This window comes from Desulfovibrio sp. MES5 (assembly GCF_002237645.1).
GTDB lineage: Bacteria > Desulfobacterota > Desulfovibrionia > Desulfovibrionales > Desulfovibrionaceae > Desulfovibrio.
Map to the genome: position 1 here is coordinate 1 of NZ_MJUZ01000051.1, position 26,880 is coordinate 26,880.

Genomic DNA, 26,880 nt, shown 5'->3' on the forward strand with positions numbered 1-26,880 from the left:
GGTAGAGAATGCTTTTTTGCACCTGAAGAGGTGGCGAGGCATTGCTACTAGGTATGCAAAAACACTCGCAGCGTTCGCTGCTGCCGTGCGAATACGGTGCATTGCTCTGTGGCTGAAACTTTTATCATAACTCGTGTAGACACTATCTAGAGAGAAATCTTTTTTCAACAGAATGACATATCCTGATTTACAAACGGACGAGCGCACAAATACTACGCAAAAAGGCTCCGTGCGGCAGTGCCGCGCGGAGCCTTTTATACAATTCACGTTGAAATTTTCCTGCAATTGAGGGACAGACGCTCGCTAAGACGTGAGCGCAACGTATCTGCGCAAATACTTTGCGCTCTCAAAAGCCGGAACGAGCGTGGTGAAGCCTTAAAAGTGTGCCGCTGCAACAGTGACCAGTTCCAGCGTCCAGCAGCGCAGGCCGCAAAAGACTACCCCGCCGTGTCGCACAGCCCCTGACCGACCTATTCCATAAATTCCACGATTCCCGCAGCCAGAACGCGGCCTGCGGCGTCATAGACTGCGGCCACCTGTCCGGGGGCGGAAGGAAACTGTGGTTCGGCAAACGCTATTTCAAGGCGGCCTTCCACATCCAGACGCACGCTGGCGGGCGCAGGCCTGTGCCTGTGGCGCAGACGCACCAACACTTCGCGCCGCCAGTATTGCGTCGGCAAGGCCACGTTGGCGATGCCGGTGGTGCAGCGGGCGACGCCCAACAGGGCACGCGGCCCCACAACCAGCGTATTGGCAAAACCATCCTTGGCAAGCACGTACAGAGGCTCGCTGTGAGCGATTCCCAGACCCTTGCGCTGCCCTTCGGTATAGCGCCAGAGTCCCTTATGGCGAGCTATCTCCCGGCGCGTGCCGTCTGCGCTCCGTAAAACAACAGGGCCAGGGCCGGGAGGCATGATGGACGCCGCCTGCCAGTGGCGCTCAAGAAATGGCCGGTACGCCTCAGAAACGGAACCGCCGCTTGATGCCTGATCTGCGGAATCTCCCACTGCCGGGGCAAAACAGATATCCTGGCTCTCACTGGGCAGGGGAACCGTCAGGCCTGCCTGCGCCACAATTTCGCGGGTGCGGGTTTTATCCTGATCAGCCAGGGGAAAACAGGCGTGCGCCAGCCGCGCCCGTGGCACGAGGCTCAAAAAATAGCTCTGGTCCTTGGTCGCGTCATGCGCGGCGGCCAGCAGGGGCAGGTGGAGCGTATCGTCGTGGGCTGTATTCTCTTGGCATGTAGCCTTTAGGGCCGTGTCGTCGTGGCTCGTATGTTCTCGGCCCGAGCGCCCCATCACGCGGCTTTCCGGCACGTCCTCTTCTGGCGCGCTTACAAGCCGCGCGTAATGCCCGGTGGCCAGCTTTTGCGCGCCAAGCTTTTGCGCGGCGTCCAGCAATGCCCCGAACTTGATGGCTCTGTTGCACAGGGCGCAGGGGTTGGGCGTGCGGCCCGCCGCATAGGCAGCGGCAAAAGGAGCCAGCACCTCACGCTGGAAAACCGGACGCAGATCGGCAATATGCAGGGGCACGTCTAGAACCGCGCAGGCCTCTTCGAGGCCGGGCGGCGGCGCAAGCTCGGCTTCCGGCAAAAAAAGACCGTGCAGGGCCAGTACCCTGTGCCCTGCCTGACGCAGCATGACAAGGGCGCAAAGGCTGTCCACCCCCCCGCTGACAGCCACTGCCACAGTGCAGGGGGATGTGGTGGTATTGCTCACGGCCATAGGTAATCCTTAGAGCATTTCAACTTTGAGTTTGGCATGGCACCTTGAAGGCTTGCCTTCGGGAGCCTAGATACAGGTCAGAACACTCTTTGTAACATTGTGAACTATAGTAGAAGTTTTAGAATATTTTAGCTTTGAAAAAGTGTAAATGCTCTAATGCTGCACGAAAGTGCAGCGCGCCACAACGTGGCGTGGATTCAGCCAAGCTTTAGCCGTTGCGATGAAGGAAGCTACGGATAAAGACAGCAATTGGTTAATAGAACGGGCAGCCTGCTGATGGCTGTCGCAAATCGCATTTTTCGGCTGAATGAAAACTTTGGAATGTGAAGCATTTCAAAGTTACTCTGCCCCACAAAGCATTTCAAAAAAACCTGTTCTGGGCAGGATACGGTTTGGGGAAAGAAAGCCCTTGCGTGCAAGAGCTTTCTTTCCCCAACAAAAGAGCGCCTGACGGCAATTACAGAATCTGATTGAGGAACTGGCGCAGGCGGGGATGCCGTGGGGTTGTGAACAGGGTTTCAGGCCTGCCCTGCTCCACAATCTGCCCCTGATCCATAAAAATGAGCCTGTCTGCCACGGTGCGGGCAAATCCCATTTCGTGGGTAACACAGACCATGGTCATGCCTTCTTCCGCCAGTTTGACCATAACGTCCAGCACTTCGCCCACCATTTCGGGGTCAAGGGCCGAGGTGGGTTCGTCAAACAGCATGATGGCGGGCTGCATGGCCAGGGCGCGGGCGATGGCCACGCGCTGCTGCTGGCCGCCGGAGAGCATGGCCGGGTACACATTGGCCTTCTCGCTGATGCCCACCTTTTTGAGCAGACCAAGGGCGCGGGCTTCGGCCTCTTCGCGCGTAAGCTTGCGCAGCTTGATGGGAGCGAGCGTCAGGTTTTCCAGAACAGTCTTGTGGGGGAACAGGTTAAACTGCTGAAAGACCATGCCAAGATTCTGGCGGATCAGGTTGATGTCATTGTCAGGGCTCATGATGTCCTGACCCTTGACCACAATTTTGCCCTGATCGATCTCTTCCAGCCGGTTGATGGAGCGCAACAGGGTCGACTTGCCCGATCCGGAGGGGCCGATGATGACCACGCGTTCGCCGGGCGCGATATCCAGGCTCACGTCCTGCAGCGCGGGCAGCGAGTCGAAATACTTCCAGACGTTGCGAATGGTGATAATGGGGGCGGTGGTGCTACTTTCCGTCATAATAGTTCAGCCTGGATTCCATAATGCTCACGGTTTTGGAAAGCATGAGCGTGATGATAAGGTATAGCAAGGCCACCACAGTGTAGGTCTCAAAGTAGAGGTAGGTGGTGCCCACGAAGCTTCTGGCCCGCTGCATGATGTCCGGCACGGCCATGATGGACACAAGCGAGGTATCCTTGAGCATGGCGATACATTCATTGCCCACTGGGGGCAAAATGGTGCGCATGGCCTGGGGCAGCACCACATAGCGCATGGTCTGAAAACCATTGAAACCCAGCGAACGGGCCGCTTCACTCTGCCCCTTGTTGATGGCCGTGATCCCCGCGCGAAAAACCTCGCCCATATAAGCGCCGTAACAGAAACTGATGGCAACCACGGCGGAAGTAACGCCGCTGACCTGCACAAAACGCGAAAGCGCATAATAGATATAAAAAATCTGTACCAGCAGCGGGATACCGCGGATCACCTCCACGTAGGTGGAGGCGATAAGATTGATAAGGCGATTGTTTGAAATGCGCCCGAGGCCCGTTAAAAGCCCCAGAGGCACAGCACAGCATATGGAAAGAACGGTGATCTTGAAGGTAATCAAAACGCCGTCAGGCAAATAGAGCAAAATGCGCAAATAGGGTTCGGGCCAGCAGAGGCACAGGGCGAACAAAGCGGAAATGGCCCCTACCAGAGCAATAGACCATGCGTTTATCAGACGCCATTCACGAGGATCAGGGATGGAAGCCCCATCCGTGACCATGATGATATTGCCCTTGCTTCCATCTTTTTTGTCGTGCATCTCAATCCTTCAGGTCAGTACGGCTGCGGTGTCCGGACCTTGCGGCCCGGACACCCTGTAAAATCATGACGGCGGAGCCTGTCTACTTGGACGCGCCCATCCACTTTTCAAGCAGCTTGGCTTCAACGCCGGAAGCCTTCACTGCCTTGATGCCCTTGTTCAGCTTTTCAACAAGGTCCTTGCGGCCCTTGCGCACGGTGAAGCCGTAGTATTCCTTTTCGTCCGTCTTGTACGAAAGGTTCAGCTTGCCGGCGGTATCGGCCTTCTTGTTGGCGTAGTACATGGCAACGGGGTCATCGCAGATGACGGCGTCAATACGGCCGCCGAGCATGTCCTGAATGGCCAGGCCCACATCGTCGTATTCCTTGAGATCCACGGGCACGCCGGACTTGCGGACAACAAACACGCCGGTGGTGCCTATCTGGCCGCCGACCTTTTTACCCTTGAGGTCTTCAAGGTTCTTGATGCTCTTGCCAGCGGGCAGCACAACCGCCTGCGCCACTTCATAGTAAGGATCAGAGAAGTCGAACTGCTTCTGGCGTTCGGGCGTAATGGTGGTGGCGGCAGCCACGATGTCGTACTGGCCGGTGGCCACACCGCCGAAGATACCGTCCCAGGCAATATTGCGCACATCAACTTCAAATCCGGCAGCCTTGCCGACTTCAGTGATGAAGTCCACGTCAAAGCCCACGGGTTGCTTGTTTTCATCAAGATATTCCATGGGGGGCCAGGTGCAGTCTGTGGCCACAATGTATTTTTCGGCGGCCACGGCCTGACCGCAAAGCAGGGCCAGGGTCAGCAGGGCAAGAGTAAGACGACGGATCATGAAACCTCCTTAACGTGCGGCAAAACGTTGCTGGCGGATATCAGCAGCGCTTTCTTACGGGCTAGTTGGATTTGCCCATCCATTTTTCAATAATTTTGGCTTCCTCGCCGGACGCCTTCACCTGCTTGATGCCCTTGTTGAGCTTTTCGACAAGGTCCTTGCGGCCCTTGCGCACGGTGAAGCCGTAGTATTCCTTTTCGTCCGTCTTGTACGAAAGGTTCAGCTTGCCAGCGGTGTCAGCCTTTTTGTTGGCATAGTACATGGCCACGGGATCATCACAGATGACAGCGTCAATGCGATTGTTCATGAGATCCTGCATGGCCAGGCCCACATCGTCATATTCCTTGATGTCAGCGCCCACATTGGCCTTGCGCAGCACAAAGATGCCTGTGGTGCCTATCTGGCCGCCAACCTTTTTGCCTTTAAGATCGGCAAGACTCTTGACGCTCTTGCCTTCGGGCACGACCACGGCCTGCACCACTTCGTAGTACGGGTCGGTAAAGTCAAACTGCTTCTGGCGCTCGGGCGTAATGGTGACGGAAGAAGCCACAATATCATACTGGCCAGTGGTTATGCCGCTGAAGATGCCGTCCCAGGCCACGTTGCGGACTTCCATGTCCATCCCTACCGCCTTGCCAATGGCATACAGGTAGTCGGTGGAGTATCCTTCGGGTTTCTTGTTGGCATCAAGCATTTCCATCGGCGGCCAGGTGCAGTCGCTGGCAACTATGATTTTTTCAGCCGCCAAAGCGGGACTGCACATAAGAACGAGACCAATCATGGCGAGGGCAATTCGGCGAAGCATGGGACCTCCTAAAATGGTTTCCTTCAAAGCCCGCCGCCCATGGCGTCTGTGGGGGGACGCCAGCTCCGCAATACCGCTAATGCGGCAAACAGACCGTGATTGGACCGTTTTTACCGGAATGCGCAGTGCCACCAGTACGGGGCGGGCAGCCAGAAAAGAGCGTGTTCTTCTTTAGCGTTGGGCGCGCCCTGCGTCAAGCACAGGGGTTGCCAAAAAGCGGTAGGGCAAGATTGCGACTACCAGGTATTGCCAGGGGTGGGATCGTTGTTTTCCGGCTCACCCAGTGAGATATCCTCATGGCGTGGGCCGTAGCCGTTGCTCTCCACCGCGTCAATTTTTCGGGCATGCGGCAAGGCGTTGGAAACCGGCTTTCCGGCAGCGTACACCGCTTCGCCGTCAAGGTCATCACGGTCGTCACGCAGCGCCTGTTGCAAAAACCAGTCTTCACGGATACGCCAGGACGCGGCAGCCGTATACGCCGGGGAGGAGTATCCAACTGAAAGCACCAGGGTGCGGCGGGCATGTTCCTGAAGACGGATAAGCAGGGGCGTAAAATCGGCATCACCTGAAAGGATGATGAATTCGTCAAACTTGGTTGAATGTGAAAGATCATCCATGCAGTCCATAACCAGATGGATGTCAGTGCTGGTTTTGCCCCGCGATGTGAGCGGCGGGCAGTCCACCACCTGAAAGGCGCTGCGGATGAAGAAGTTGCGAAACTCCTGATAACGCTGCGGATTAAGATAGCACATGCGCTTCAGAATACGGCGGCGAACGCCTTCACCATAAAGAATGCGCAAGGCGTGATTTTCTATCCAGCGCACCCAGCGGTAGGGCGCGGAACCAAAAGCCCGGGCGGCTTCGGGATCAATTTCAAGAAACCGGGTAAAGATATTGTCGAAATCAACATAAAGAGCGCTGTAAACCTCATCAAATCCTGTAAATCGTGCCATGGTGTCCTCATAGTAAGCTAACGAATTAGCTTAGTATATTTTGCCTGCCATCAGATGGCAAGGTTTTTGCCCTACTTGAATTGCCTGGGCCTGCGGGCTATTGTAAATTGATTACAAGCCAATACAAATTTTCGGTATGGAGGAACAGTGGATAACTTGCTGGAATACGGCAAAGCCCGTCTGGCCGCCTTTCGCGCGCAGGCAGAGGCTTTCCGGCAATCTCCCCCGGCCGAGCGCTGGTTTTCCTGCCTGTTCTGGTCCTTCTGGATCTCACTGGTCACGTTTCCTATGGGCTATGCTGTCCGGGACGTCATGCCCCTGGTCTGCCTGGTCTTTCTTGCCCTCTACTACCGTCACAACTGGCAGGGCAGCGTGCTGCGCCGACTCGGAGCCTGGCCGCTTTTTGTCTGTTTCGGCCTTATGGTTCTTATTGGCGTCGTCTTTTCCGGCAATGTGGGCTCTTCGCTGCTGCATGCCGGCTCCGGCCTGAACAAGGGCTTTATTCTGCCCTTTATCGCCATGGAGTGCGTGCGCAGTGAAAAAGATCTGCGTCGGCTGGTGTGGGCCAGTGTTCTGGCCGTGTTCTGGCAAGGGCTGGACGGCGTATGCCAGGCCCTGACCGGCAAAGATTTTCTTATGGGCTACCCGCCGAGCAGCGGACGTCTTACTGGCAGTTTTGACGATTACGAGGTGGGCAACTACATTGCCCTGGCCCTCATCCCCGCCTTCAGTCTGTGGTACATTTTGCGCCAGTATTTTTCACGCCTGCCCGCGCTGCTGCTCTGCACGGCAACCCTGTGGCCCGCATTTTTTCTGCTTGCGGGCGCTGGCAGCCGTAGCGGCGCGCTGGCCGTTGCAGCTGCCCTGGGACTGTGGTTTTTGCTGTCAAGCGCGGGCAACCGCTGGAAAAGCCTGCTCTTCGCCGCTGCGGCCCTGTTGTTGATTCTTCTGGCGCAGGGCCGCGCCCGCATGGACGCGGTGGTGGACGACGGCAGATGGAGCCTGTGGAAGCTGGGTTGGCGCGTTTTTCTTGAACACCCGTGGTTCGGGGCCGGGGCCGGGCAGTACAACGCGGCCTTTCGCGCTCTTGGCCTTGTGCCGGAAAAAGACCTCATCACCATCAGCCATCCGCACAACCTCTACCTTGATATGTTGTACGCGCACGGTCTGGTCGGCTTCACGCTCGGCATGATCTTTCTGCTGGGCTTCAGCTGGTGGGGCTATCAACGCATCCGGCCACAGCTTCTGGTCGAACGCTCTCATGGAAGAACCGGCGTCTACTGGCATATGACGGCATGGTTCTGGATAGGCTTTGTGGCATGGCTGTTCAACGGCATCTTCGGGCACGACTTTTATCGCGTTTGGTGGCTGGCCCTTGCCATGGGGCATCTGGGCGTCATGATCGGCGCGGTTGTCAACGGCCCCGCAGTGGATGGCGCGCGGCCTGCGCCCATTGAAACATCAGGCAGGCCCGGGGCGCCGCCACAAGCGTAAGATTACGTAAAATACCGCTTTCGGATATCACGGCGGGGCCGGAACACGGGTTCCGGTCCCGCTTTTTTCAATCAGGCGGCGAGTGCTGGCGGCGGCCCGCGCAAACGCCAGAGCAGTTCAGGATGAAGAGGCCCTTACGGGTGGCTGCCCCGGTTCACTGTCAGGGCTTTTATGAGAAACAGGCAGCAGCACGCTGCGCAAGGGACGCCCTGCACGAACAGCAAGCAAGGTTGCGCCAAAGAGGCAACTTACTCTCCGACAAATTCGTCGGCAGAGGGAGGCGTTCCCGCACCGGCATTCCTGTTGGCGCGCAACAGAGCCATGGCTTCATCCTTGGTGATGATGCGGCCCCTGCACCGCGCATTCTGGAGCGCGTTTTCCGGGCAGTAGCCCATCTGCACGCAATTGGGGCCAGCACCGGCAAAAAGATCAGGGGCAGCCTTGCGGCACAGGTTCAGCATCTGCCACGCAAGATGCCTAATCTCATACTGGGCATTGCGACAACAGCGGATGGAAAACCAGTCCAGCAGAGCGTGGGCGTTCATGCCCACAATGGCTTTGAACTCCGTGGCCTGGGGCTTCAGATAGCGCAGGTCTTCTTCAGGCAGCCCCGCGTCGAGCCCGGCATCGTACCACTGGCGGCCTATATCCGCCAGATCGTGCCCACTCAGGTTGACAGTGCCTCCGTCAGGCAGGGTCACCTGCGCGGTAAATTCCGCAGCGTTGCGCGGGTACACCACTGAATAACGGCGCTTGCCGCCCAACTCTGCCCTGCCGGACTTGATAAGATAGGAGGCCAGACGCTTGCGCACAAGCTGGGTTTCAGTAACGCGCGAATATCCCTCAAGGCCGAAAATGAAAAAATCAAATTCCAGCGCGGCCCGGTGCCCGGAAGACAGGATATTCTCAACGATTTTTTTGGAATAGGGCGAGGCCACGATGTCTTCAAGTTCACGCTCGCTGCGCACAAAACGGGCCGCGATATCCGTATAGATTTTTCCGCCGCCGGCCAGCAGCACCACTTTGCCGTTGCCAGTAAATTTTTCGTCCAGCATTACACCTCCCTGGCGCGGACTACCGCTGCCCTGGCAAGCATATGCGAAACAGCTTTCAGCGGCAAGATGAGCGCTCAAAATCACAAGGTTACGGCGGTTGCGATCCAACGTCGCAGCGCGCCGGCGCGAGCACATATCTTGACACCGCAGGCCCAAAAAGCCAGAGTGAGAACCGTTTTCCGGCGCTTACCGTTTTCAGGACACGCACCTGCCGCAGCCGACAGGCTGCCCTTCTGCGACCATCGCCCTGACCTCGGCACAATGACGGAGACGCAGCACTACGCACCCATGAGCTATAGGGAAACGCTGATTTATTCCGTTTGGCGGCGTTGCTTCACTTTTTTGAAACAGTCGAGGACGGAAGAGTCCACTCCTGCTTCAAAAAAAGATCACGCCTTGCCAAACGAAACAACTGCGCGTTTCCAAAAGGCTTTTTAATCAGTGTTTTCTTACAGCAAGGAGAGTACATGAGCCAGCATTCCGCCCCACATGGCAAACCGGACAGCAGCGGTTTTTTCGGCGCTTACGGCGGCCAGTTTGTTCCTGATTCCGTAAAGGCCCGCCTGGACGAACTGACTGCGGCCATGGAGGCTGCCCTGGCCGATCCCGGATTTCTGCGCGAACTGGACGACCTGTTTCTTCATTATACAGGCCGCCCCAGCCCGGTTTTTCACTGCGCCAACCTGAGCCGCACGCTTGGCGGCGCGCAGATATGGCTTAAACGCGAAGACCTCAACCATCTTGGCGCGCACAAAATCAACAACACCCTCGGGCAGTGCCTGCTGGCCAAACGGATGGGAAAAACGCGCGTCATCGCCGAAACCGGCGCCGGGCAGCATGGCGTGGCGACAGCGGCCACCGCAGCCCTGATGGGGCTCAAGTGCACCATCTGCATGGGTGAGGTGGACATGGAGCGTCAGCGCCTCAACGTCATCCGCATGCGCATGCTCGGAGCGGAAGTGGTGGCCGCCATGTCAGGGCAGCGCACCCTCAAGGAGGCCGTGGACGAAGCCCTGGGCCTGTGGGTGGCTGACGACGAAATGTTCTATGTGCTTGGCTCGGCCGTGGGCCCGCACCCCTACCCGTATATGGTGCGTCAGTTCCAGTCCATAGTGGGCAGCGAAGCCCGCGCACAGATGCTTGAAGCCTGTGGCCGCCTGCCTGACGCTGCCCTGGCCTGCGTGGGCGGCGGCTCCAACGCCATCGGCATTTTTTCCGGTTTTCTGAATGACGCGGGCGTGCGCCTCATTGGCGTGGAGCCCGGCGGGCTGGGCAACGAATACGGCCAGCACGCCGCTTCGCTCTGCCTTGGCGAGCCTGGGGTGCTGCACGGTTTCAACTCCTATATGCTCAAGGACGAAAAAGGCGACGCCGCAGCGGTGTACTCCATCTCCGCCGGGCTGGACTACCCTTCCGTCGGGCCGGAGCATTCCATGCTCAAGGACGCGGGGCGCGCCGAATACGTCAGCATTACGGACAAGGAAGCCCTGGACGCCTTCTTTGCCCTGTCCAGGCATGAAGGCATCATTCCCGCTCTTGAGTCTTCGCATGCCCTGGCCCATGCTATGAAGATGGCCCCTGCCATGCCCGACAGCGCCATACTGCTGGTCAACCTGTCTGGCCGTGGCGACAAGGACGTGGCCCAGATAGCTGAAATGATGGAAAAAGGCGAAATATAGGCTTTGATTGCCACAAGGGCGCAGACCGATACAGCAAAGGCCCCCGTCCACTGGACGGGGGCCTTTGCTGGCCTTTTGGCGGGCACACGCCTGAGGCTTAGAGGCTGAAAATCTAAACACATGGATCAGTCTGGAGCAGTTGCACTTGAACTGCTCGCGGCTACGTTACGCGCACGGCCCGCAAGCGCCATAAATTTGCCGCCCGGCATACTACCCGCGCCTCGCAGCGAACATCTGCCCGCACAGGCATACGCTCCGTCTGAAGCAGACCAGCCTGAGAACAAACATTTTCAAAACTGATGGCACACCCGTTTCGCCGTTTTTTGCGCGGGAACCTGCGCTTGCACCTGCGCGGCAAGCGCCTGCCCACGGAGCCGACAGGGCAGCTTCAACGTAAGACTGCCCTGCCCTGATGCTGTTTATATAACTTCATTGAGCGCCGAAAGCTGTTCCTGCGCCCTGAATTTGTGCTGCAACATGATGGGCAGCGCTTCCGGATCAGCGGGGTCATATTCAAACATGACAGCCGTACCGAAGCAGGAAAAATACTTACTGCCGTCAGGATGGAAAGCCACGTTTTCATTGTAGCCCACGATGGCTTGCGCGCCTTTGTTCATGGCGCGCGCCGCCATGCCGAAAAAGGCTTCCTCGGAGTCAAAACCCCGGCAGCACACGAGCCCCAGCACCTTGGCAATACGCCGCCCTTCCACCTGATGCGTGGTCACCACGGGGAATCGCCCGGCCAGAAACACTTCACGTATGCGCGCGGTGGCGTCTGACACACGCGCCTGCTTTTCAGCTTTGCGAGCCTTTTTTTCCTGACCACCGAGTAAAAAAAACATGCCGGACCTCCAGAAACAATGGGATGCACAATGATAACGCTTTCGTGCACAGATTGTTTGCAAAGGTCTTGCCAATGATATTTTATACTTTAATTTAAGATACTTAAATAAACACGACACTAATTTGTCAGACCATTGACGGCCTGAACGCAGCCGCAAGGCAAAGCCGCGACATGCTCTTTTTCCCAACTTCACGAACCGTTGCGGACCATGCCCCTACGGGCAACCCCGAAGATATTTCTCCACGGCGCAGGGTCCAGCACGACAGATCATACGCAAAACAATTGCCGCACGTATTCGGCTGAATGCCCGGCAAGCCGCGGCAGCCCCTGCGCCGCAGCAGCATTGCCCGCCCCATATTCATCACCAGCAAAACCCTGTGTTTTTCCGTCACACCAAGCGGCAGCGGCGCGGCCCCTGTACGGCGCACATGCTCAGAAACGCATCAACCCGCCAAGGCGGGTTGATGCGTTTCTATTATTGCTTATCGCTAAAACAGTTACCCTTTTCAACGGCAACATGCCCTAACTTACAATAAGAGTTTTAGGGGGTGGGGGCGTGGGGGAGGAGACCCTTTTGTAAAAGGGTCCCTCCCCCACTAAGCATTTTACCTCTCACCCACAAAGTATTTCAATATACTCCTGCGCTATTGCGCGGGCTGCTTTTTGGTTTCGCCTTCGTGCTTTTCGGGACGCAGAATGCGGCAAATAGGCTGAGCCGTCGCCCGACCGGAGAAAATCTCCTCCACGCTGGCGTCCAGAGCCTGAGGCAGCACCTCGTCCACATGATCCACAAAGACGATCTCAAGATCCTTCAGCACCTCATCGGGCACTTCCTTGAGGTCTTTTTCGTTGTCGCGGGGCATGAGCACCTTTTTGATGCCGCTACGGCGCGCCGCCAGCAGTTTTTCACGCAGGCCGCCGATGGGCAGCACGCGCCCGCGCAGCGATATTTCGCCTGTCATGGCCACGTCGTTGCGCACAGGTATGCCCAGCAGGGCCGACGTGATGGACGTGGCCAGGGTGATGCCCGCCGAAGGGCCGTCCTTGGGTGTGGCCCCAGAGGGCACATGGACGTGAATGTCCACCTTGCGGTGGAAGCGGGTGTCAAGCCCAAGCACTTCGGCCCGCGAACGCACATAGGAAAGCGCCGCCTTGGCCGACTCGGTCATGACCTCGCCCAGCTTGCCTGTGGTGACCACGTGGCCGGAGCCGGCCATGAGGGTGGTCTCCACCAGCAGTATTTCGCCGCCGCGCTGGTTATAGGCAAGCCCGGCGCACACGCCCACCTGCGGCGCGGCCTCACGCTCGTCATGCCGGTATTTTTTGACGCCCAGGATGGAAGGCAGGCTCTGGCGCGAAATGTTCACGCACTTGTCCAGGTTGTCCTCTTCCACGAGCTTGATGGCTGTTTTGCGGCACAGGGCGGCAATTTCGCGCTCAAGGTTACGTACGCCAGCCTCGCGGGTGTAGGAACGGATGATTTCAAGGATGGCATTGTCCGACACGCGGATATTGCTTTCCTTGAGGCCGTGTTCCTCAATCTGGCGCGGCAGGAGAAAATGCCGGGCGATATGGCGTTTTTCCGTCTCAAGGTAGCTGTTAAGCTCGATGATCTCCATACGGTCCAGCAAGGGCACGGGGATGCTGTGCAACGAGTTGGCCGTGGTAATGAAGAATATCTTGGACAGATCGTATTCCAGATCCAGATAGTGATCCATAAAGGTATGGTTCTGTTCCGGGTCCAGAACCTCCAGCAGGGCCGAAGAGGGGTCCCCACGGTAGTCGGAGGTCATCTTGTCCACTTCATCCAAGCAGAACAGGGGGTTATTGTACTTCACCCTTTTGAGGGACTGGATGATCTTGCCCGGCAGCGCCCCTACGTAGGTACGACGGTGGCCGCGAATTTCGGCTTCGTCGCGCACGCCGCCAAGGGACAGGCGCACAAAATCACGCCCCGTGGCCTTGGCCACGGATTTGGCCAGCGACGTCTTGCCCACGCCAGGGGGGCCCACAAGACAGAGAATGGGTCCCTTGAGCCCGTGCGAAAGCTTTTGCACGGCCAGATACTCAAGGATGCGCTCCTTGGGTTTTTCCAGCCCGTAGTGGTCGCCGTCAAGAATGGCGCGCGCCTTTTCGATATCAATATCTATCTGCTTGAGGTCATTCCAGGGCAGGTCGAGAATCCAGTCCACATAGTTGCGCACCACCGTGTATTCGGCGGCCGAAGGCGGCATGCTGCGCAGCTTCTTGGCTTCGGCAAGGGCCTTCTGGCGGGCCTCTTCGGGCATGTCGCGGCCCTTGATCTTCTGCTCAAGCTCGTCCACTTCGGCCAGAGGATCGTCGTCGCGCCCCATTTCCTTGTTGATGGCCTTGATCTGCTCGTTCAGATAGTATTCGCGCTGGTTGCGCTCCATCTGCACCTTGACGCGGTTCTTGATGCGCTTTTCCACAGAGGCCAGCGCAACTTCGCCGTGCAGCATCTCGTAGGCCAGTTCCAGACGTTCGGTCACGTCGTCCAGCTCAAGGGCCTCCTGCTTTTTGCGGTAGTCCACCTTGAGATTGGGAATAATGGCGTCGGCCAGCGAGCCGGAGTCGTGCAAAGCCATCATGGAGAGCACGGATTCCTGCGAAAGTTTTTTGTTGTTCTTGGCAAACTCTTCCAACGCTTCATGCACGGCGCGCACCAGCGCCTCACGCTCATCGGGGCGGCTCTGCCACTCTTTGCGACGGTTCACGCGCACCATGGCGCACTGCTCGTCTTCGCGCAGATCGTCCCAGTTGGCGCGGTACATGCCCTCAAAAAGCACCTTGATGGTGCCGTCGGGCAGCCGCAGCATCTGAAGAACCTTGCTGACCACGCCCACGGGGGCAAGATCCGAGGCTTCGGGTTTTTCCAGTTCCGGCTCGCGCTGGGCGACCAGAAAAATCTGCTTGCTGAAGCTGGCCTGTGCGGCCTCTATGGCTTTGATGGAGGCTTCGCGCCCTACAAAAAGCGGCATGATGGAACGTGGAAACATGACCACCTCGCGCAAAGGCATGATGGGCAGGTCCACGTATTTTACAGTGCCGCGTTCGGATTCAGTCATAGTTTTCCCCTGAAAGGCCGTATTGGGGCGCAAATCGGCCCCGAACCTGGGAGATTAGAGCAGTTTTACCGGTAATGGTAAACTGCTCTGCGCGAATTTAAAAAAATTCGCGCAGAGATGCAGAGATTTGGCTGCCGGGCGACGTGCGACAGCACGCGCCCGTTAAACATATGGGCCGGGATCAGACGGGTTTATGCGGAGTCGCCACTCGCCTGCGCCTGCCCGCTCTTTGAGACCGGGCTTTCGCCCGTTTCACCGAACAGGAGTACAGGTTCCTTGCCCTTGTCAATGACGGCCTGATTGATGAGGCATTCACGCACGTTGGGCATGGAGGGCAGCTTGAACATGATGTCGAGCATGGTGCGCTCCATCACGTTGCGCAGACCGCGAGCGCCGGTTTTACGCTCAATGGCCTTGGCGGCAATGGCCTTGAGGGCATTGGGCGTAAAGCGCAGGGTCACGTGTTCGAACCCGAACAGCTTCTGGTACTGGCGCACCAGGGCGTTTTTGGGTTCAGTGAGAATGCGCACGAGATCAGCTTCATCAAGTTCATCCACATGGGTGATGATGGGTATGCGGCCCACAAATTCGGGGATAAGACCGAACTTCACCAGATCCTGCGGATGAATCCTGTCCAGCAGTTCGCTCAGGGGCATGTCCTTGCTGGCGCGCACCTTGGCGCCAAAGCCCATGGCTCCGCCGCTCATGCGTGATTCCACAATCTTGTCCAGCCCCACAAAGGCGCCGCCCACGATGAACAGGATGTTGCTCGTGTTCATGCGGATGAATTCCTGCTGCGGGTGCTTGCGGCCCCCCTTGGGCGGGATGTTGGCCTCGGTGCCTTCAATGATCTTCAGCAGGGCCTGCTGCACGCCCTCGCCCGACACGTCGCGGGTGATGGACGGGCCGTCGCCCTTGCGGGAAATCTTGTCGATTTCGTCCACATAGATGATGCCCTTGCTCGCGGCTTCAAGATCGTAGTCCGCATTCTGGAGAAGCTGCACCAGAATGTTTTCCACATCTTCGCCGACATACCCGGCTTCCGTCAGGGTTGTGGCGTCGGCTATGGCAAAGGGCACGCGCAGCACGCGGGCCAGGGTTTTGGCCAGCAGGGTTTTGCCGCTGCCCGAGGGCCCGACCAGCAGGATATTGCTTTTTTCAAGCTCCACGCCGTCATCGCCCATGGCGTCAGCGTAGAACACGCGTTTGTAGTGGTTATGCACGGCCACTGAAAGAATCTTTTTGGCCTCGTGCTGCCCGATGACGTACTGGTCCAGTCTGTCCTTGATTTCCTGCGGCGACAGCAGGCGCTCATCGCCCTCGGTGCTTTCCACCTGATCGCGGGCGATGATGTCATTGCAGGCTTTGACGCACTTGTCGCAAATGCTTGCGCCGTCCTGCACGATAAGGTTGCGCACCTCAAGCTCGCTGCGCCCGCAAAAGGAGCAGGTCAAAGGTTCGCTGACCGTGGGTTTGTCGTTCTTGGCCATATTATTCGCTCTTTTCCTGAGCCATCTCGTGGCGCGAAGTCAGCACGCGGTCAATGATGCCCAGATCTCTGGCTTCTTCAGGAGTCAAAAAGTTATCGCGTTCGGTCGCCTTGACGATATCCTTGAAGGGGCGACCGGTATGTTCGGCAAGCATGCGGTTGAGGCGTTCCTTGAGGCGGAGCACCTCACGGGCATGGATTTCAATATCCGTGGCCTGCCCCTGATAGCCCGCCGAAGGCTGATGAATCATGATCTGGCTGTTGGGCAGGGCAAAGCGCATGCCAGGCTTGCCCGCAGCCAGAAGGAAGGCGCCCATGCTGGCCGCCCGCCCCATGCATACCGTGGAAACAGGCGCTGAAATGAAGCGCATGGTGTCATAAATGGCAAGACCGGCAGTGACCGATCCGCCAGGAGAGTTGATGTAAAGATTGATTTCTTTTTCCGGGTCCTGCGATTCAAGGAAAAGCAGCTGCGCGCAAATGAGCGAGGCCACGGTGTCGTTGACCTCGGAGCCCAGCAGAACGATACGGTCCTTGAGCAGGCGCGAGTAAATATCATAGGCGCGTTCGGAACGGCCAGTGGTTTCGATAACCATAGGAACTAGCGACATGTGAGCCTCACTACATGGCCTCAGGGGCCGGATATGGCAGCCCGGGAGCACCCGGGCCGCAAAAAAAGCAAAAGGCGGCCTTAGGGCCGCCTTCCCTTATTCTTATTTGTCTTCCTTTTCGCCGGGCTGAGCGCTGGCGGATGCGCCTGGCGCGGCGTCGCCCGCTGCCCCGGCTTCGGGGGCTTTGGGCTCCACTTCTTTGACATTGGCCTTGGCGTATACAAGATCCATGGCCTTGTCGGCCAGCATGCGGTCACGCAGCACGAAGATCATGCCCGAGCGTTCGTACTGCTCGCGCAGGGTCTTGAAATCTTCGCCAGTGCGCATGGCAAGCTGGTAAATCTGTGTGGTGACTTCGTGATCGGTAACATCCAGCCCTTCCTTCTTGGCGATGGAAAGCAGCAGAACCTGAGAGCGGGCCAGTTCATCGGCCTGGGGCTGGGTTTCTTTGCGCAGCTCTTCCATGCTCTTGCCGAGGCTTTCCAGGCTGCGGCCCTGACGTTCCAGCCTGGCGGCCATGTCGCCCAGCAGGGTGTTCATCTGGGTTTCCACAAGACTGGGGGGCAATTCAAATTGCACCATCTTGAGCAGGCCGTCCAGCAGGTTTTTCTGCGCCATGCTCTTGTTCAGATTGGTACGGCTCTGGATATAGCTGTTGGCAATGGTTTCTTTCAGCTTGTCCACGCTTTCAAGGCCAAGGGTCTTGGCAAGCTCGTCGTTGAGTTCGGGCAGCTTGCGTTCCTTGATGGCGTGCACCTTGACCTTCATGGTCACGGTCTTGCCCGCCAGATCCTTGGCGAGGAAGTCATCGGGAAAACGGATTTCGCCCTCGCCTTCTTCGCCGTACTTCACGGTCTTGACCAGGGCTTCAAAGTCTTCCAGGGCCTGACGTTCGCCAAGGGCCAGATCAAAGCTTTCAGCCTTGACGCCCTCAATGGGCTCGCCGTTGTCAAAGGCGGCAAAGTCAACGGTGGCTACCTGGCCGTCCACAGCGGGGCCCGAGCCGTCAACCGGCACAAGCGTGGCGCGGTCGCGCAGGATGCGGTCAAGCACGTCCTGCACTTCTTTTTCGTCCAGCACCACTTTTTCCTGCTCCACATCCATACCTTCGTAGGGGGGCAGATCAAAGGCGGGCAGAACTTCAAATTCGATGGTGTACGAAAAGCCCTTGCCGCGCTCGAAGGTATCGGGCGTGTCCACATCAAGACCGGAAAGCGGCGAGACGTCGAGCTTCTGCATCACATCGTTGATGTGCACATTGATGAGGTCCTGACGGGCCTCTTCATAAATCTTGTCGCGGAAGCGCTGTTCAATAACCGAGGCCGGGACTTTACCCTTACGGAAACCGTCGACCTGCACGGAGGTTTTGTACAGGGCGACCGCCCCCATAATGGCGGCTTCGACTTCCTGGGGTTCCGTGGTGATGACGACCTTTTTTCTTACCGGCGAGATATCTTCAGCGCTATATTCCACGAGGGGCTCCTTTTATGGGTGGACGTGATGGTGCGAGAGGGGGGACTTGAACCCCCATACCTATGGTGCTGGATTCTAAGTCCAGTGCGTCTACCAATTCCGCCACTCTCGCAAAGCGTGTTTCCATAGCACACTTGCTCCCGGCCCGCAAGCTGTGACCGGCTCCGCCGGAAGTGCGAGACGCGTGGCGGCGCGTGTGGAATCGGTGCCAAAAACGTAACTCTTCTATACTAATGTCTTCCGAAACAATGGCAACAGGCAAAACAAAAAAAAGCGACAGGCCACGCTCCTGAAGCGCGCTCCACGGCCGCGCTCACTTTTTTCAAAGCCAGCGGTGGCCGGGCCAAACCGGGCCATGGGGCGGAACTGCCCACATGAACCGTGGCGGCCTCTCGACCCAACATCTTTCGCAGGGTGTGCTGCCTGAAATACGCCGTTCCTGCTCCGCCCGCGCTTCAAACCAGAAGAAGTATTGCGCCCAACTAAAATACAATAAAGGTTTTAGGGGGTGGGGGCGTGGGGGTGGGACCCTTTTGCAAAAGGGTCCCTCCCCCACAAAGCATTTCACACCTTCTCACCAGCAAAAAATTTCAAAATGCCAGTACGTCTAGCGCAGCACCAGAGCCTTGCCGTCGGGTCGGGCCTCGACGACCTCGCCCACCAGGCAAGCCAAATCTCCGCCTGCCAGCAGCAATTGCCGCGCCTGCTCAACCTGATGGGGCGGCACGGCCAGCAGCAGCCCGCCGGACGTCTGGGCGTCAAAGGCGAGGCTTTCCACGGCCTCATCCACGCCCTCTTCCACCAGCGTCGCGCAGGAGCAGTGCTTGCGATTCAAATGGCTGCCCGCCGGTATAAGTCCATCACGCGCATACTCCAGCGCGCGCGGCAAAAGCGGCAATGCTTCAGCGTCAAGCACCACGCAGACGCCGGAGGCCTGCGCCATCTCAAGCGCATGCCCCCCAAGCCCGAAGCCAGTGATATCCGTTGCGGCCACGATCTTGAGCATGCGGATCACCTCGCCACCCACGCTGTTCAGGCGGGAACACCAGCGGGCGACTTCGGCTTCACTCTCTTCTGCTCCATCCCAGCGCGCCTTGACCGCCGTGGCCAACACGCCCGTACCCAGGGGCTTTGTCAGCAGAAGCTTCTGGCCGGGGGCAAGGCCGTCATTACGGGCCATGTGCGTTGGGTCAATGATGCCGGTGACGGCGAGTCCGTACTTGAGTTCGTCGTCCTGCACGGTGTGGCCGCCAGCAAGCACTGCCCCGGCCTCATTCATAGCGTCGAGTCCTCCACGCAGGATGGCGGCAAGAATGCCCTGAGGGTCGTCTTCAGCCAGAGCCTGGGGGAAGAACGCCACGTTCATGGCGCTCCAGGGCTCGCCTCCCATGGCGTACACGTCAGAAAGGGCATTGGCTGCCGCAATGCGGCCAAAGCTGAAAGCGTCGTTAACAATGGGCGCAAGAATGTCCACGGTCTGCACCAGTGCGCGACCCGGCGGCACGGTCAGCACCACAGCGTCTTCATTACGGGCACGGCCAGCAAGCACGCGGGCTTCAAGGTCGGGCCTGGCGCCAGAAGGCAGGCCGCGCAACAATCGCTCCAGGGCCCCTGGAGCAAGTTTGGCTGCTCAGCCTGCGGCGCGGGCTTTTTCCAGAAGCTTCATGGCGTCTCCTCATGATAGGGTATACCAACAGCATAACTTGTTACACTATGCGCTGTTACGGGTCAAAGGGTAAAACCGGGCCGACACAATCCAAAGACAGACAGGTGCAGACCGCAAGCGCATTTGACATTTCTGGCAGTACAGCCGACCCTGTAATCAAGACTGTCAGGTGTTTCGCGCCTCGTAAAGCTTTCGCAAACAGGCGTGATGCTCCGACCTTACCGCTGATCGGCGCAAAATTGAACCGATATGGCACTATTCGACAAGGAGAACAGCATGAACATAAAAGATCAGATTATCCTGGTGACAGGCGCCAACGGCGGCATAGGCAGAGCGCTCGTCAATGCCTTTCTCGCCGCTGGAGCGCGAAAAATATACGCCTGCGCCCGCGATATCGCCTCTCTCGACATACTGCCCGTTGATGACCGGATCAGCAGGCTCAAGCTTGATATCTGCAATACCGCCAGTATCGAAAAAGCCGCAATGGCTGCCAGGGATGTTACCCTGCTCGTGAACAATGCCGGAACCGGAGGCGGCCGCCTGCTGGGCAGTCAGCAAATCGCCAGAAGGGAAATGGAGGTCAATTACTTCGGCACGCATGCCATGTGCACCACCTTTGCCCCCATCCTCAGCAATAACGGCGGCGGGTGCATCGTAAACGTCATTTCTGTCATCGGCCTTGTGAACATGCCGTCCATAGGAACGTACTGTGCGTCCAAGGCTGCCCTGCACTCGCTGACACAGGGCATGCGCGGCGCGCTGTCCAGTCAGAAAACCGTTGTTGTCGGCGTGTATCCCGGGCCTGTCGACACGCGCATGACCGATGGACTGGCCATGGCCAAGGCCAGCCCGGAATCTGTGGCCGAGGAAATCCTTACGGGCGTAGCTGCGGGCCTTGAGGAAATTTATCCCGACAGTTTCGCCAAAAAAATCCATGAAGGACTGCTCGCAAATCCCAAGGAAGTCGCGCGGGAAATGGCCAAGTACTGAAGCGCTGCTCAATCTCCAAGGGCAGGCTCCCGCTGCGCAAACACCCCGTCAGTTATATGCCGCATACCACTGCGTGACCTAGCGAAAAACCGCTGATCCGCATCCAACCACAGCGGCTGCCCTGCCTTTGCAGGGCGAATCCGCAACAGTTCCTACCATATCCGGGCAGCGCCAGAAGCTGTGTGTGCCCCACGGCTGCCGTCTGTCTTCCAGGATGGGGGCCGGTGTCATTTGGAAATACTTTGTGGAGAGTGTCGCTTTGCCAAAAAGGCCCTCCCCACTTTTCCACCCCAAATACTCTTAGTGCATTTTAGTTGCGTACAAAGAGTGTTGTGATCTGAAGCAGGGGGAACAAAGGCAGCTTTTTTCCTGGCATAGCGTCATCGCAAAGCCGACATGCTCTGGGATACGGAGAAACTGCCTTTAAGGAAGCCAGTGCAAGGACTTTGGCTAAAACCATAAATGAAAAGGGGCGCTGAGCGCCCCTTTTCAATATATCCTGCGTCGTTGAAAAAGCTTCGCCTAGTTGGCGGCTTCTTCCTTGGCAGATGCGGCTTCTTCAGCCTTGGGCTTGCGCGTGCGCTTGGGCTTGGCCGGCGCTTCTTCTGCAGCCTTGGGGGCTTCAGACGCGACAGCTTCGGTGCTGTGGGTCAGTTCGATAAACGCCATGGGGGCGTTGTCGCCCTTGCGGGGCATGGCCAGCTTGAGAATACGGGTGTATCCGCCGGGCACGCCAGCAAAGACGGGGCCGATTTCTTCAAACAGACGCTTGACCAGGGCATGATCATTGAGCACACGGTAGGCCTGACGGCGGGCGTGCAGGTCATTGCGCTTGGCAAGGGTAATCAGGGGCTCCACAACGCGGCGAAGTTCCTTGGCCTTGATTTCCGTGGTGCAGATTTTGCCGTGGATCAGCAGCGCCTTGGCGAGATTGTGCAACAACGCCTTACGGTGCGCAGGAGTACGCGAAAGTTTCCTGCCGGAATTGCTATGCCTCATTTTGCTGCTTCCTTTTCCATTCCTGATATTTCTTTTCGAAAGAGTCGACCTTGATGCCGAAGTCGAATCCCATGCTCAACAGCACACTCTTGATTTCGTCCAGCGATTTGCGGCCGAAGTTCTTGGTCTTGAGCATTTCAGCCTCAGTGCGCTGCACCAGTTCACCCACAAGCGCAATATTCGCGCTGCGCAGGCAGTTGGTGGCGCGTACCGAAAGCTCAAGATCGTCGATGCTTTTGAACAGAAGTTCATTCACTTCGCCGCTTTCGCTCCCACCATTGCGCATGTCGCCGGATACACGTTCATCAAAGTTGATGAAAACGGATATCTGATCCTTGATGATCTTGGCGCTGTAGGCAATGGCGTCTTCGGGCGTCAGCGAGCCGTCAGTCCACACTTCCAGCAGGAGACGGTCATAGTTGGTCATCTGGCCCACGCGGGCCTGTTCCACCGTGTACGCGACTTTGCGTACAGGAGAAAAGCTGGAATCCAGCTTGATGAGGCCGATTTCATCGGCCAGACCCTCATGCATGTCGGCGGGCACATAGCCCTTGCCCATGCGGGCCTCCAACTCCATCTCCAGCACCACGTCCTCGGTGAGGGTCGCGATGTGCAAATCAGGGTTGAGTACTTCTACGTGCTGGTTGGGCACAATATCGGCAGCCGTGACCGGCCCCTTGCGTTCAACGCGAAGGGTCAGGCGCTGGGGCTCTTCCGTGTCCATGCGCAAACGCACCTGCTTGATGTTGAGGATGACATCAGTGATGTCTTCCAGCACACCGTGGATGCTGGTGAATTCGTGCTGCACGCCGATGATTTTCACCGACACAAAGGCAGAGCCCTGAAGGGAGGCCAGAAGAACGCGACGCATGGCATTGCCGATGGTGGTTCCGTAGCCCCTTTCCAGAGGTTCACAGACAAACTTGCCGTGTGTGCCGCTGGCGGTCTCTTCTTCGCGCATAATCTGGTCAGGCTTGACAAGCTCGGACCAGTTGCGCGCATTGATAAGGCGTTCGCCCTGTTTAATAAGCATGCGAACCCCCGGTTATTTCGAGTAAAGTTCGACGATAAGCTGCTCGTTGACGGGGAACTGGATGTCGTCACGCTGCGGCATGGCCTTGACAGTGCCCTTGAAGGCAGCGCCATCGGCTTCAAGCCAGGCGGGGCAGCCGCGGCGGGCAATAACTTCCTGCGCTTCTGCAAGCACGGGAATTTTGCGGTTCTTTTCGGGCACTTCGATGCTGTCGCCCACACGAACCTGCAAGGAGGGGATGTCCACCTTGCGGCCGTTGAGGGTAAATACGCCGTGACGCACAAGCTGGCGAGCCTGGTTGCGCGAGTTGGCGAACCCGAGACGGAAAACCACGTTATCCAGACGGCGTTCAAGAATGACGAGCAGGTTGGTGCCTGTAACACCCTTCTGCATATCGGCTTTCACAAAGTATCCGTGGAACTGACGTTCCAGGATACCGTAAATGCGGCGCGTCTTCTGCTTTTCACGCAGCTGCACTGCGTATTCGCTCACCTTCTTGCGGGCGCGGCCATGCTGGCCGGGAGCGTAGGGGCGGCGGTCGTAGGCGCATTTGTCAGTGAAGCAGCGGTCGCCCTTCAAAAAGAGCTTGCAGCCCTCGCGGCGACACATGCGGCACTTGGCTTCAGTATATTTGGCCATGTATTAATCCTCTTACGTTACTGGCTCTGCCGGGGCAGGGCCGGTCTAGACGCGGCGGCGCTTGGGCGGCCGGCAGCCATTGTGCGGAATGGGCGTGACATCACGAATAAAGGCAACCTTCATGCCGGCGGCCGAGATGGCGCGCATGGCAGCTTCACGGCCGGAGCCGGGGCCCTTAACATAGATGCCGACAGTACGCATGCCGTTGTCCTGCGCCTTGCGGGCGGCCGTTTCGGCAGCCACCTGGGCCGCGAAAGGCGTGGACTTGCGTGAGCCCTTGAAGCCGCTTTGGCCCGAAGAAGCCCAGGAAACGGCGTTGCCGCGCGTATCCGTAAAAGTAATAATGGTATTATTAAACGACGCCTGGATGTGGGCTATGCCCACCGGCACGTTTTTCTTTTCCTTTTTCTTGACCGCTTTTTTGGGTCTGGCCATATCAATCCCTCTGGATGGAGCTTGTCAGATTTATGCTCCGCGCGCGGCGGAAAATCCGTTCGTCCTCACGGCAGCACGAATGCTGCGTCCGCTTTACAAACTGCGACAAGCGCAGCCCGCACGCCTACTTTTTCTTGCCCACAGCGCCGCGACGGGGACCCTTGCGGGTACGCGCATTGGTATGTGTGCGCTGGCCGTGCACGGGCAGCCCGCGACGGTGACGAAGGCCGCGATAGCAGCCAATGTCCATAAGACGTTTAATATTACCGGACACTTCACGGCGAAGATCGCCTTCCACCTTGTAGTGCTGTTCGAGTTCCTTACGAATCTCGTTCACTTCGTCAGCGGAGAGATCGTCGATATTACGCTCCCAGTTGACTCCGGTGGTGTCCAGAATTTTCATGGCCGTGGTGCGGCCAATGCCATAGATATAGGTGAGCGCAACGTCCACCCTTTTGCCGCGGGGCAAATCAACACCTGCTATTCTCGCCACAATATGTCTCCTGCCTAGCCCTGACGCTGCTTGTGCCGGGGGTTTTCGCAGATAACTCGAAGCACTCCCTTGCGCCGGATAACCTTACACTTGGGGCATATTTTCTTGACGGAAGGTCTTACTTTCATTCCATTTCTCCGATAAGAGCCTTTGCTTTGACAGATAAAGTCTCCGGCAACCGGCCATTAGCCGCACAGACGGCTCGACCGACGCCCTCAAAAAAAATAGGGCGCGAACGAAAGTCTTTATCCGGCTTTATCTGTTCTGTCAACCTTCAATGGTGTGCCGGTTGAGTCCTCGGTCCGAGATGCTGAGGATTTGCGGTCCGGACGGCGTTATGGCCACACTGTGTTCAAAGTGTGCGGCCCACTGGCCGTCGCGTGTCACCGCAGTCCACTGGTCGTCAAGGATGTCGACCTCATACGTGCCCATGGTCACCATAGGTTCTATGGCTATGACCATACCGTTTTGCAGGGTCAGGCCGCGCATGCCGGGCCTGAAGTTGGGCACTTCGGGCTTTTCATGCATCTTGGCGCCAACGCCGTGTCCCACAAAACGCCGAACCACGCCGAAACCGGCGGCTTCAACATAATCCTGCACGGCCGCGCCGATGCTGTACACATCATTGCCTGCCCGTGCCTGCTCAATGCCAACATAGAGGCTTTCCTCAGTGATTCGCATGAGCCTGCGGGCTTCGTCGCTCACCTTTCCCACAGGGAAGGTGCGTGCGGCGTCGCCCACAAAGCCTTCAAAGACTACGCCCATATCCACACTGACGATGTCCCCTTCCTCAAGCAGCCGCGTGGAGGGAAAACCGTGCACCACCTGTTCGTTGACCGAGCAGCACAGTGCAAAAGGATAGCCGCAGTAGCCCAAAAAGGCCGGTTTGACCTTGTAATCAGCACACATATCGCGCGCCAACTCTTCAAGACGCATGGTTGGAAGGCCGGGGGCCACCATGTCGCCCACTGCATCAAGAACGTTGGCGACCATGCGGTTGGCTTCGCGCAGGCAGCCTATTTCACGCTCGTTCTTGATGTACGCGCCCTGATACTTTTTCATACTACCAATCACCCGTTGTTTTACAGCCGGCCGCTTTTACGCGCCTTGGCCATAAGACCCTGGTACTGGCTGGAGATCATATGCGACTCCACCTGATTCATAAAGTCCATAGCCACACCCACGAGAATCAGCAGGCTCGTGCCGCCAAAAAAGAACGGTACGTTAAAGTTGCTGATGAGCAGCATGGGCAAAAGGCAGACCAATGAAATATAGGTGGCCCCTGAAAGGGTCAGCCGGGTAAGCACCGTGTCCACATACTCCTGCGTCTTGTCGCCAGGGCGTATGCCGGGGATGAACCCGCCGTTCTTCTTGAGATTCTCGGCCATATCCTTGGGATCAAAAATAATGGCCGTGTAGAAGTAGCAGAAGAAGAACATGAGGCTCACGTACAGCACGTTGTAGGCTACCCCGTGGGGTGAAAACAGTTCCGCCGCATGCTTCACGTATTCGTTGCTGGAAAACTGGCCGATGGTGGCCGGGAACAGCAAGAGCGAAGAGGCGAAGATGGGGGGAATGACGCCAGCGGTGTTAAGGCGCAAGGGCAGATGGGAATTCTGCCCACCGTACATCTTACGGCCCACCTGACGCTTGGCGTAGCTGATGGGTATGCGCCGTTGCGCCCTTTCCACAAAGACGATGGCCACAAGCACCGCAGCCATGAAAACCAGAATGACGGCAGCCATGAAGATGCTCATGTCGCCAGCCTGGATCAGCGCCAGGGACTGAATGATGCCGCGCGGAATGCCGACCACGATACCGCAGAAAATGATGAGCGAGATGCCGTTGCCGATGCCGCGTTCGGTGATCTGTTCGCCAAGCCACATGACCAGTACCGAACCAGCGGTAAAGGTGGCCATGGTGACCATGCGGAACTGCCAGCCGGGGTTGAGCACCACGGAGGTTCCCGCCGGGCTGGTCATGTTCTCAAGGCCAACGGCGATTCCAAGGCCCTGCACCAGCGCGATGAGCACGGTAAGGTAGCGGGTGTACTGGGTAAGCTTGCGCCTCCCGGCCTGCCCTTCTTCCTTGGCCATGCGCTTCACGTCAGGACTGATGACCTGGAGCAGCTGCATGATGATGCTGCCCGAGATATACGGCATGACGCCCAGGGCAAAGACGGAAACGTTGGACAGTCCGCCGCCGGAGAACATGTCAAAAAGGCTGAACAGCGTCCCCTGCATGCTTTTGAAAAAAGATGCCAGAGCGGCGGCGTCCACACCCGGAATGGGCACATGCACACCGATACGGTAGCAGCACAAAATCAGGAAGGTCCAGCCAAGCCGCTTAACAAGCGACGGCTGCCCCGCCATAGTATTTGCCGTTCCTACTGCCATGTAAGACTCTTTGCGTTTGTGCGCCAGTAGCGCAGTATGTGCATAGCCCCACTGCCTTCCCCATAAGGGAAGCAATGAGGCAGATGCCAGGCATTGACAGGGTCACGACCCTGAAAACCGCAGGTGCTGGCGCTCTGCCAGGCACACGGTTTTCGCCTTTCCGCGTGGCTTTCGCCGACAGCGGAACAAACCGGCC

24 protein-coding genes, 1 tRNA gene and 1 pseudogene are annotated in these 26,880 nt (G+C 57.7%); 4 read left to right on the plus strand and 22 right to left on the minus strand.

Annotation, left to right across the window (positions count from 1 at the left end):
• A pseudogene (locus BCS36_RS13105) lies at window positions 1-130 on the plus strand (IS5/IS1182 family transposase); the annotation flags it as partial.
• A 340-nt stretch (window positions 131-470) separates the two neighbouring features.
• On the opposite strand, the gene BCS36_RS13110 reads toward BCS36_RS13105, so the two are convergent.
• From BCS36_RS13110 to BCS36_RS13135, 6 genes are all read right to left on the minus strand, one after another.
• On the minus strand, window positions 471-1,724 hold the full coding sequence (locus tag BCS36_RS13110; RefSeq protein ID WP_291303320.1) for an MnmA/TRMU family protein: 1,254 nt from the start codon (window positions 1,722-1,724) through the stop codon (window positions 471-473).
• A gap of 457 nt (window positions 1,725-2,181) precedes the next feature.
• Complete coding sequence (locus tag BCS36_RS13115; protein WP_291303321.1) at window positions 2,182-2,931, minus strand: amino acid ABC transporter ATP-binding protein; 750 nt, start codon at window positions 2,929-2,931, stop codon at window positions 2,182-2,184.
• Window positions 2,918-3,718, minus strand: a complete 801-nt coding sequence (locus BCS36_RS13120) for an amino acid ABC transporter permease (protein ID WP_291303322.1) — start codon at window positions 3,716-3,718, stop codon at window positions 2,918-2,920. Before BCS36_RS13120 ends, BCS36_RS13115 begins: the two co-directional genes overlap by 14 nt.
• A gap of 82 nt (window positions 3,719-3,800) precedes the next feature.
• The gene (locus BCS36_RS13125) at window positions 3,801-4,544 is read right to left on the minus strand and encodes a basic amino acid ABC transporter substrate-binding protein (protein WP_291303323.1); all 744 of its coding nucleotides are present in this window, start codon (window positions 4,542-4,544) and stop codon (window positions 3,801-3,803) included.
• Window positions 4,545-4,605: 61 nt separating this feature from the next.
• On the minus strand, window positions 4,606-5,349 hold the full coding sequence (locus BCS36_RS13130; protein ID WP_291303324.1) for a basic amino acid ABC transporter substrate-binding protein: 744 nt from the start codon (window positions 5,347-5,349) through the stop codon (window positions 4,606-4,608).
• Window positions 5,350-5,585: 236 nt separating this feature from the next.
• Window positions 5,586-6,302 carry an NYN domain-containing protein gene (locus BCS36_RS13135; RefSeq protein WP_291303325.1) on the minus strand — a complete coding sequence of 239 codons (717 nt, stop codon included), beginning with the start codon at window positions 6,300-6,302 and terminating at the stop codon, window positions 5,586-5,588.
• Between the two features lie 147 nt (window positions 6,303-6,449).
• Between BCS36_RS13135 and BCS36_RS13140 the strand changes: the two genes are divergently transcribed.
• Window positions 6,450-7,796 (plus strand): O-antigen ligase, encoded by a 1,347-nt coding sequence (locus BCS36_RS13140; RefSeq protein WP_291303326.1) that lies wholly within the window; start codon window positions 6,450-6,452, stop codon window positions 7,794-7,796.
• A gap of 248 nt (window positions 7,797-8,044) precedes the next feature.
• Here BCS36_RS13140 and BCS36_RS13145 read toward each other — a convergent pair whose 3' ends face one another.
• A complete protein-coding gene (locus tag BCS36_RS13145) occupies window positions 8,045-8,851 on the minus strand; it encodes an FAD-dependent thymidylate synthase (protein ID WP_291303327.1) in 807 nt (268 codons plus the stop codon).
• 467 nt (window positions 8,852-9,318) lie between these two features.
• Here BCS36_RS13145 and trpB point away from each other — a divergent pair, with 467 nt between their 5' ends.
• On the plus strand, window positions 9,319-10,530 hold the full coding sequence (gene trpB / locus BCS36_RS13150; RefSeq protein ID WP_291303328.1) for a tryptophan synthase subunit beta: 1,212 nt from the start codon (window positions 9,319-9,321) through the stop codon (window positions 10,528-10,530).
• A 419-nt stretch (window positions 10,531-10,949) separates the two neighbouring features.
• Here trpB and BCS36_RS13155 read toward each other — a convergent pair whose 3' ends face one another.
• The 7 genes from BCS36_RS13155 to selD all read right to left on the minus strand — a co-directional run bounded on the left by BCS36_RS13155 (window position 10,950) and on the right by selD (window position 19,699).
• Complete coding sequence (locus BCS36_RS13155) at window positions 10,950-11,372, minus strand: hypothetical protein (RefSeq protein WP_179979706.1); 423 nt, start codon at window positions 11,370-11,372, stop codon at window positions 10,950-10,952.
• A gap of 646 nt (window positions 11,373-12,018) precedes the next feature.
• Entirely contained in the window at window positions 12,019-14,460 is a 2,442-nt protein-coding gene (lon, locus tag BCS36_RS13160; RefSeq protein WP_291303329.1) for an endopeptidase La, read from the minus strand.
• A 191-nt stretch (window positions 14,461-14,651) separates the two neighbouring features.
• The gene (clpX, locus tag BCS36_RS13165; protein WP_291303330.1) at window positions 14,652-15,950 is read right to left on the minus strand and encodes an ATP-dependent Clp protease ATP-binding subunit ClpX; all 1,299 of its coding nucleotides are present in this window, start codon (window positions 15,948-15,950) and stop codon (window positions 14,652-14,654) included.
• 1 nt (window position 15,951) lies between these two features.
• On the minus strand, window positions 15,952-16,560 hold the full coding sequence (gene clpP, locus BCS36_RS13170; protein WP_179979709.1) for an ATP-dependent Clp endopeptidase proteolytic subunit ClpP: 609 nt from the start codon (window positions 16,558-16,560) through the stop codon (window positions 15,952-15,954).
• Window positions 16,561-16,662: 102 nt separating this feature from the next.
• A complete protein-coding gene (gene tig, locus BCS36_RS13175) occupies window positions 16,663-18,033 on the minus strand; it encodes a trigger factor (RefSeq protein WP_291303331.1) in 1,371 nt (456 codons plus the stop codon).
• Window positions 18,034-18,061: 28 nt separating this feature from the next.
• Window positions 18,062-18,145, minus strand: a tRNA-Leu gene (locus BCS36_RS13180).
• A gap of 495 nt (window positions 18,146-18,640) precedes the next feature.
• Window positions 18,641-19,699: a selenide, water dikinase SelD gene (gene selD / locus BCS36_RS13185; RefSeq protein ID WP_291303332.1), complete on the minus strand. Its 1,059-nt coding sequence runs from the start codon at window positions 19,697-19,699 to the stop codon at window positions 18,641-18,643.
• Window positions 19,700-19,975: 276 nt separating this feature from the next.
• On the opposite strand from selD, the gene BCS36_RS13190 reads away from it, so the two are divergent.
• Complete coding sequence (locus BCS36_RS13190) at window positions 19,976-20,689, plus strand: SDR family oxidoreductase (RefSeq protein ID WP_291303333.1); 714 nt, start codon at window positions 19,976-19,978, stop codon at window positions 20,687-20,689.
• A gap of 522 nt (window positions 20,690-21,211) precedes the next feature.
• On the opposite strand, the gene rplQ is transcribed toward BCS36_RS13190, so the two are convergent.
• The 8 genes from rplQ to secY form a co-directional block, all read right to left on the minus strand.
• A complete protein-coding gene (rplQ, locus tag BCS36_RS13195; RefSeq protein WP_291303334.1) occupies window positions 21,212-21,688 on the minus strand; it encodes a 50S ribosomal protein L17 in 477 nt (158 codons plus the stop codon).
• Complete coding sequence (locus BCS36_RS13200) at window positions 21,678-22,721, minus strand: DNA-directed RNA polymerase subunit alpha (protein ID WP_291303335.1); 1,044 nt, start codon at window positions 22,719-22,721, stop codon at window positions 21,678-21,680. The genes rplQ and BCS36_RS13200 overlap by 11 nt, the downstream gene beginning before the upstream one ends.
• A gap of 12 nt (window positions 22,722-22,733) precedes the next feature.
• On the minus strand, window positions 22,734-23,360 hold the full coding sequence (gene rpsD / locus BCS36_RS13205; RefSeq protein WP_183717189.1) for a 30S ribosomal protein S4: 627 nt from the start codon (window positions 23,358-23,360) through the stop codon (window positions 22,734-22,736).
• Window positions 23,361-23,405: 45 nt separating this feature from the next.
• Window positions 23,406-23,795 carry a 30S ribosomal protein S11 gene (gene rpsK / locus BCS36_RS13210; RefSeq protein WP_179979715.1) on the minus strand — a complete coding sequence of 130 codons (390 nt, stop codon included), beginning with the start codon at window positions 23,793-23,795 and terminating at the stop codon, window positions 23,406-23,408.
• Between the two features lie 124 nt (window positions 23,796-23,919).
• On the minus strand, window positions 23,920-24,288 hold the full coding sequence (gene rpsM, locus BCS36_RS13215; RefSeq protein ID WP_291303336.1) for a 30S ribosomal protein S13: 369 nt from the start codon (window positions 24,286-24,288) through the stop codon (window positions 23,920-23,922).
• Window positions 24,289-24,302: 14 nt separating this feature from the next.
• Complete coding sequence (gene rpmJ / locus BCS36_RS13220) at window positions 24,303-24,416, minus strand: 50S ribosomal protein L36 (protein WP_005027799.1); 114 nt, start codon at window positions 24,414-24,416, stop codon at window positions 24,303-24,305.
• A 139-nt stretch (window positions 24,417-24,555) separates the two neighbouring features.
• Entirely contained in the window at window positions 24,556-25,350 is a 795-nt protein-coding gene (map, locus tag BCS36_RS13225; protein ID WP_179979717.1) for a type I methionyl aminopeptidase, read from the minus strand.
• Window positions 25,351-25,370: 20 nt separating this feature from the next.
• The gene (secY, locus tag BCS36_RS13230; protein ID WP_291303337.1) at window positions 25,371-26,684 is read right to left on the minus strand and encodes a preprotein translocase subunit SecY; all 1,314 of its coding nucleotides are present in this window, start codon (window positions 26,682-26,684) and stop codon (window positions 25,371-25,373) included.
• Between the last annotated feature and the right edge of the window lie 196 nt (window positions 26,685-26,880).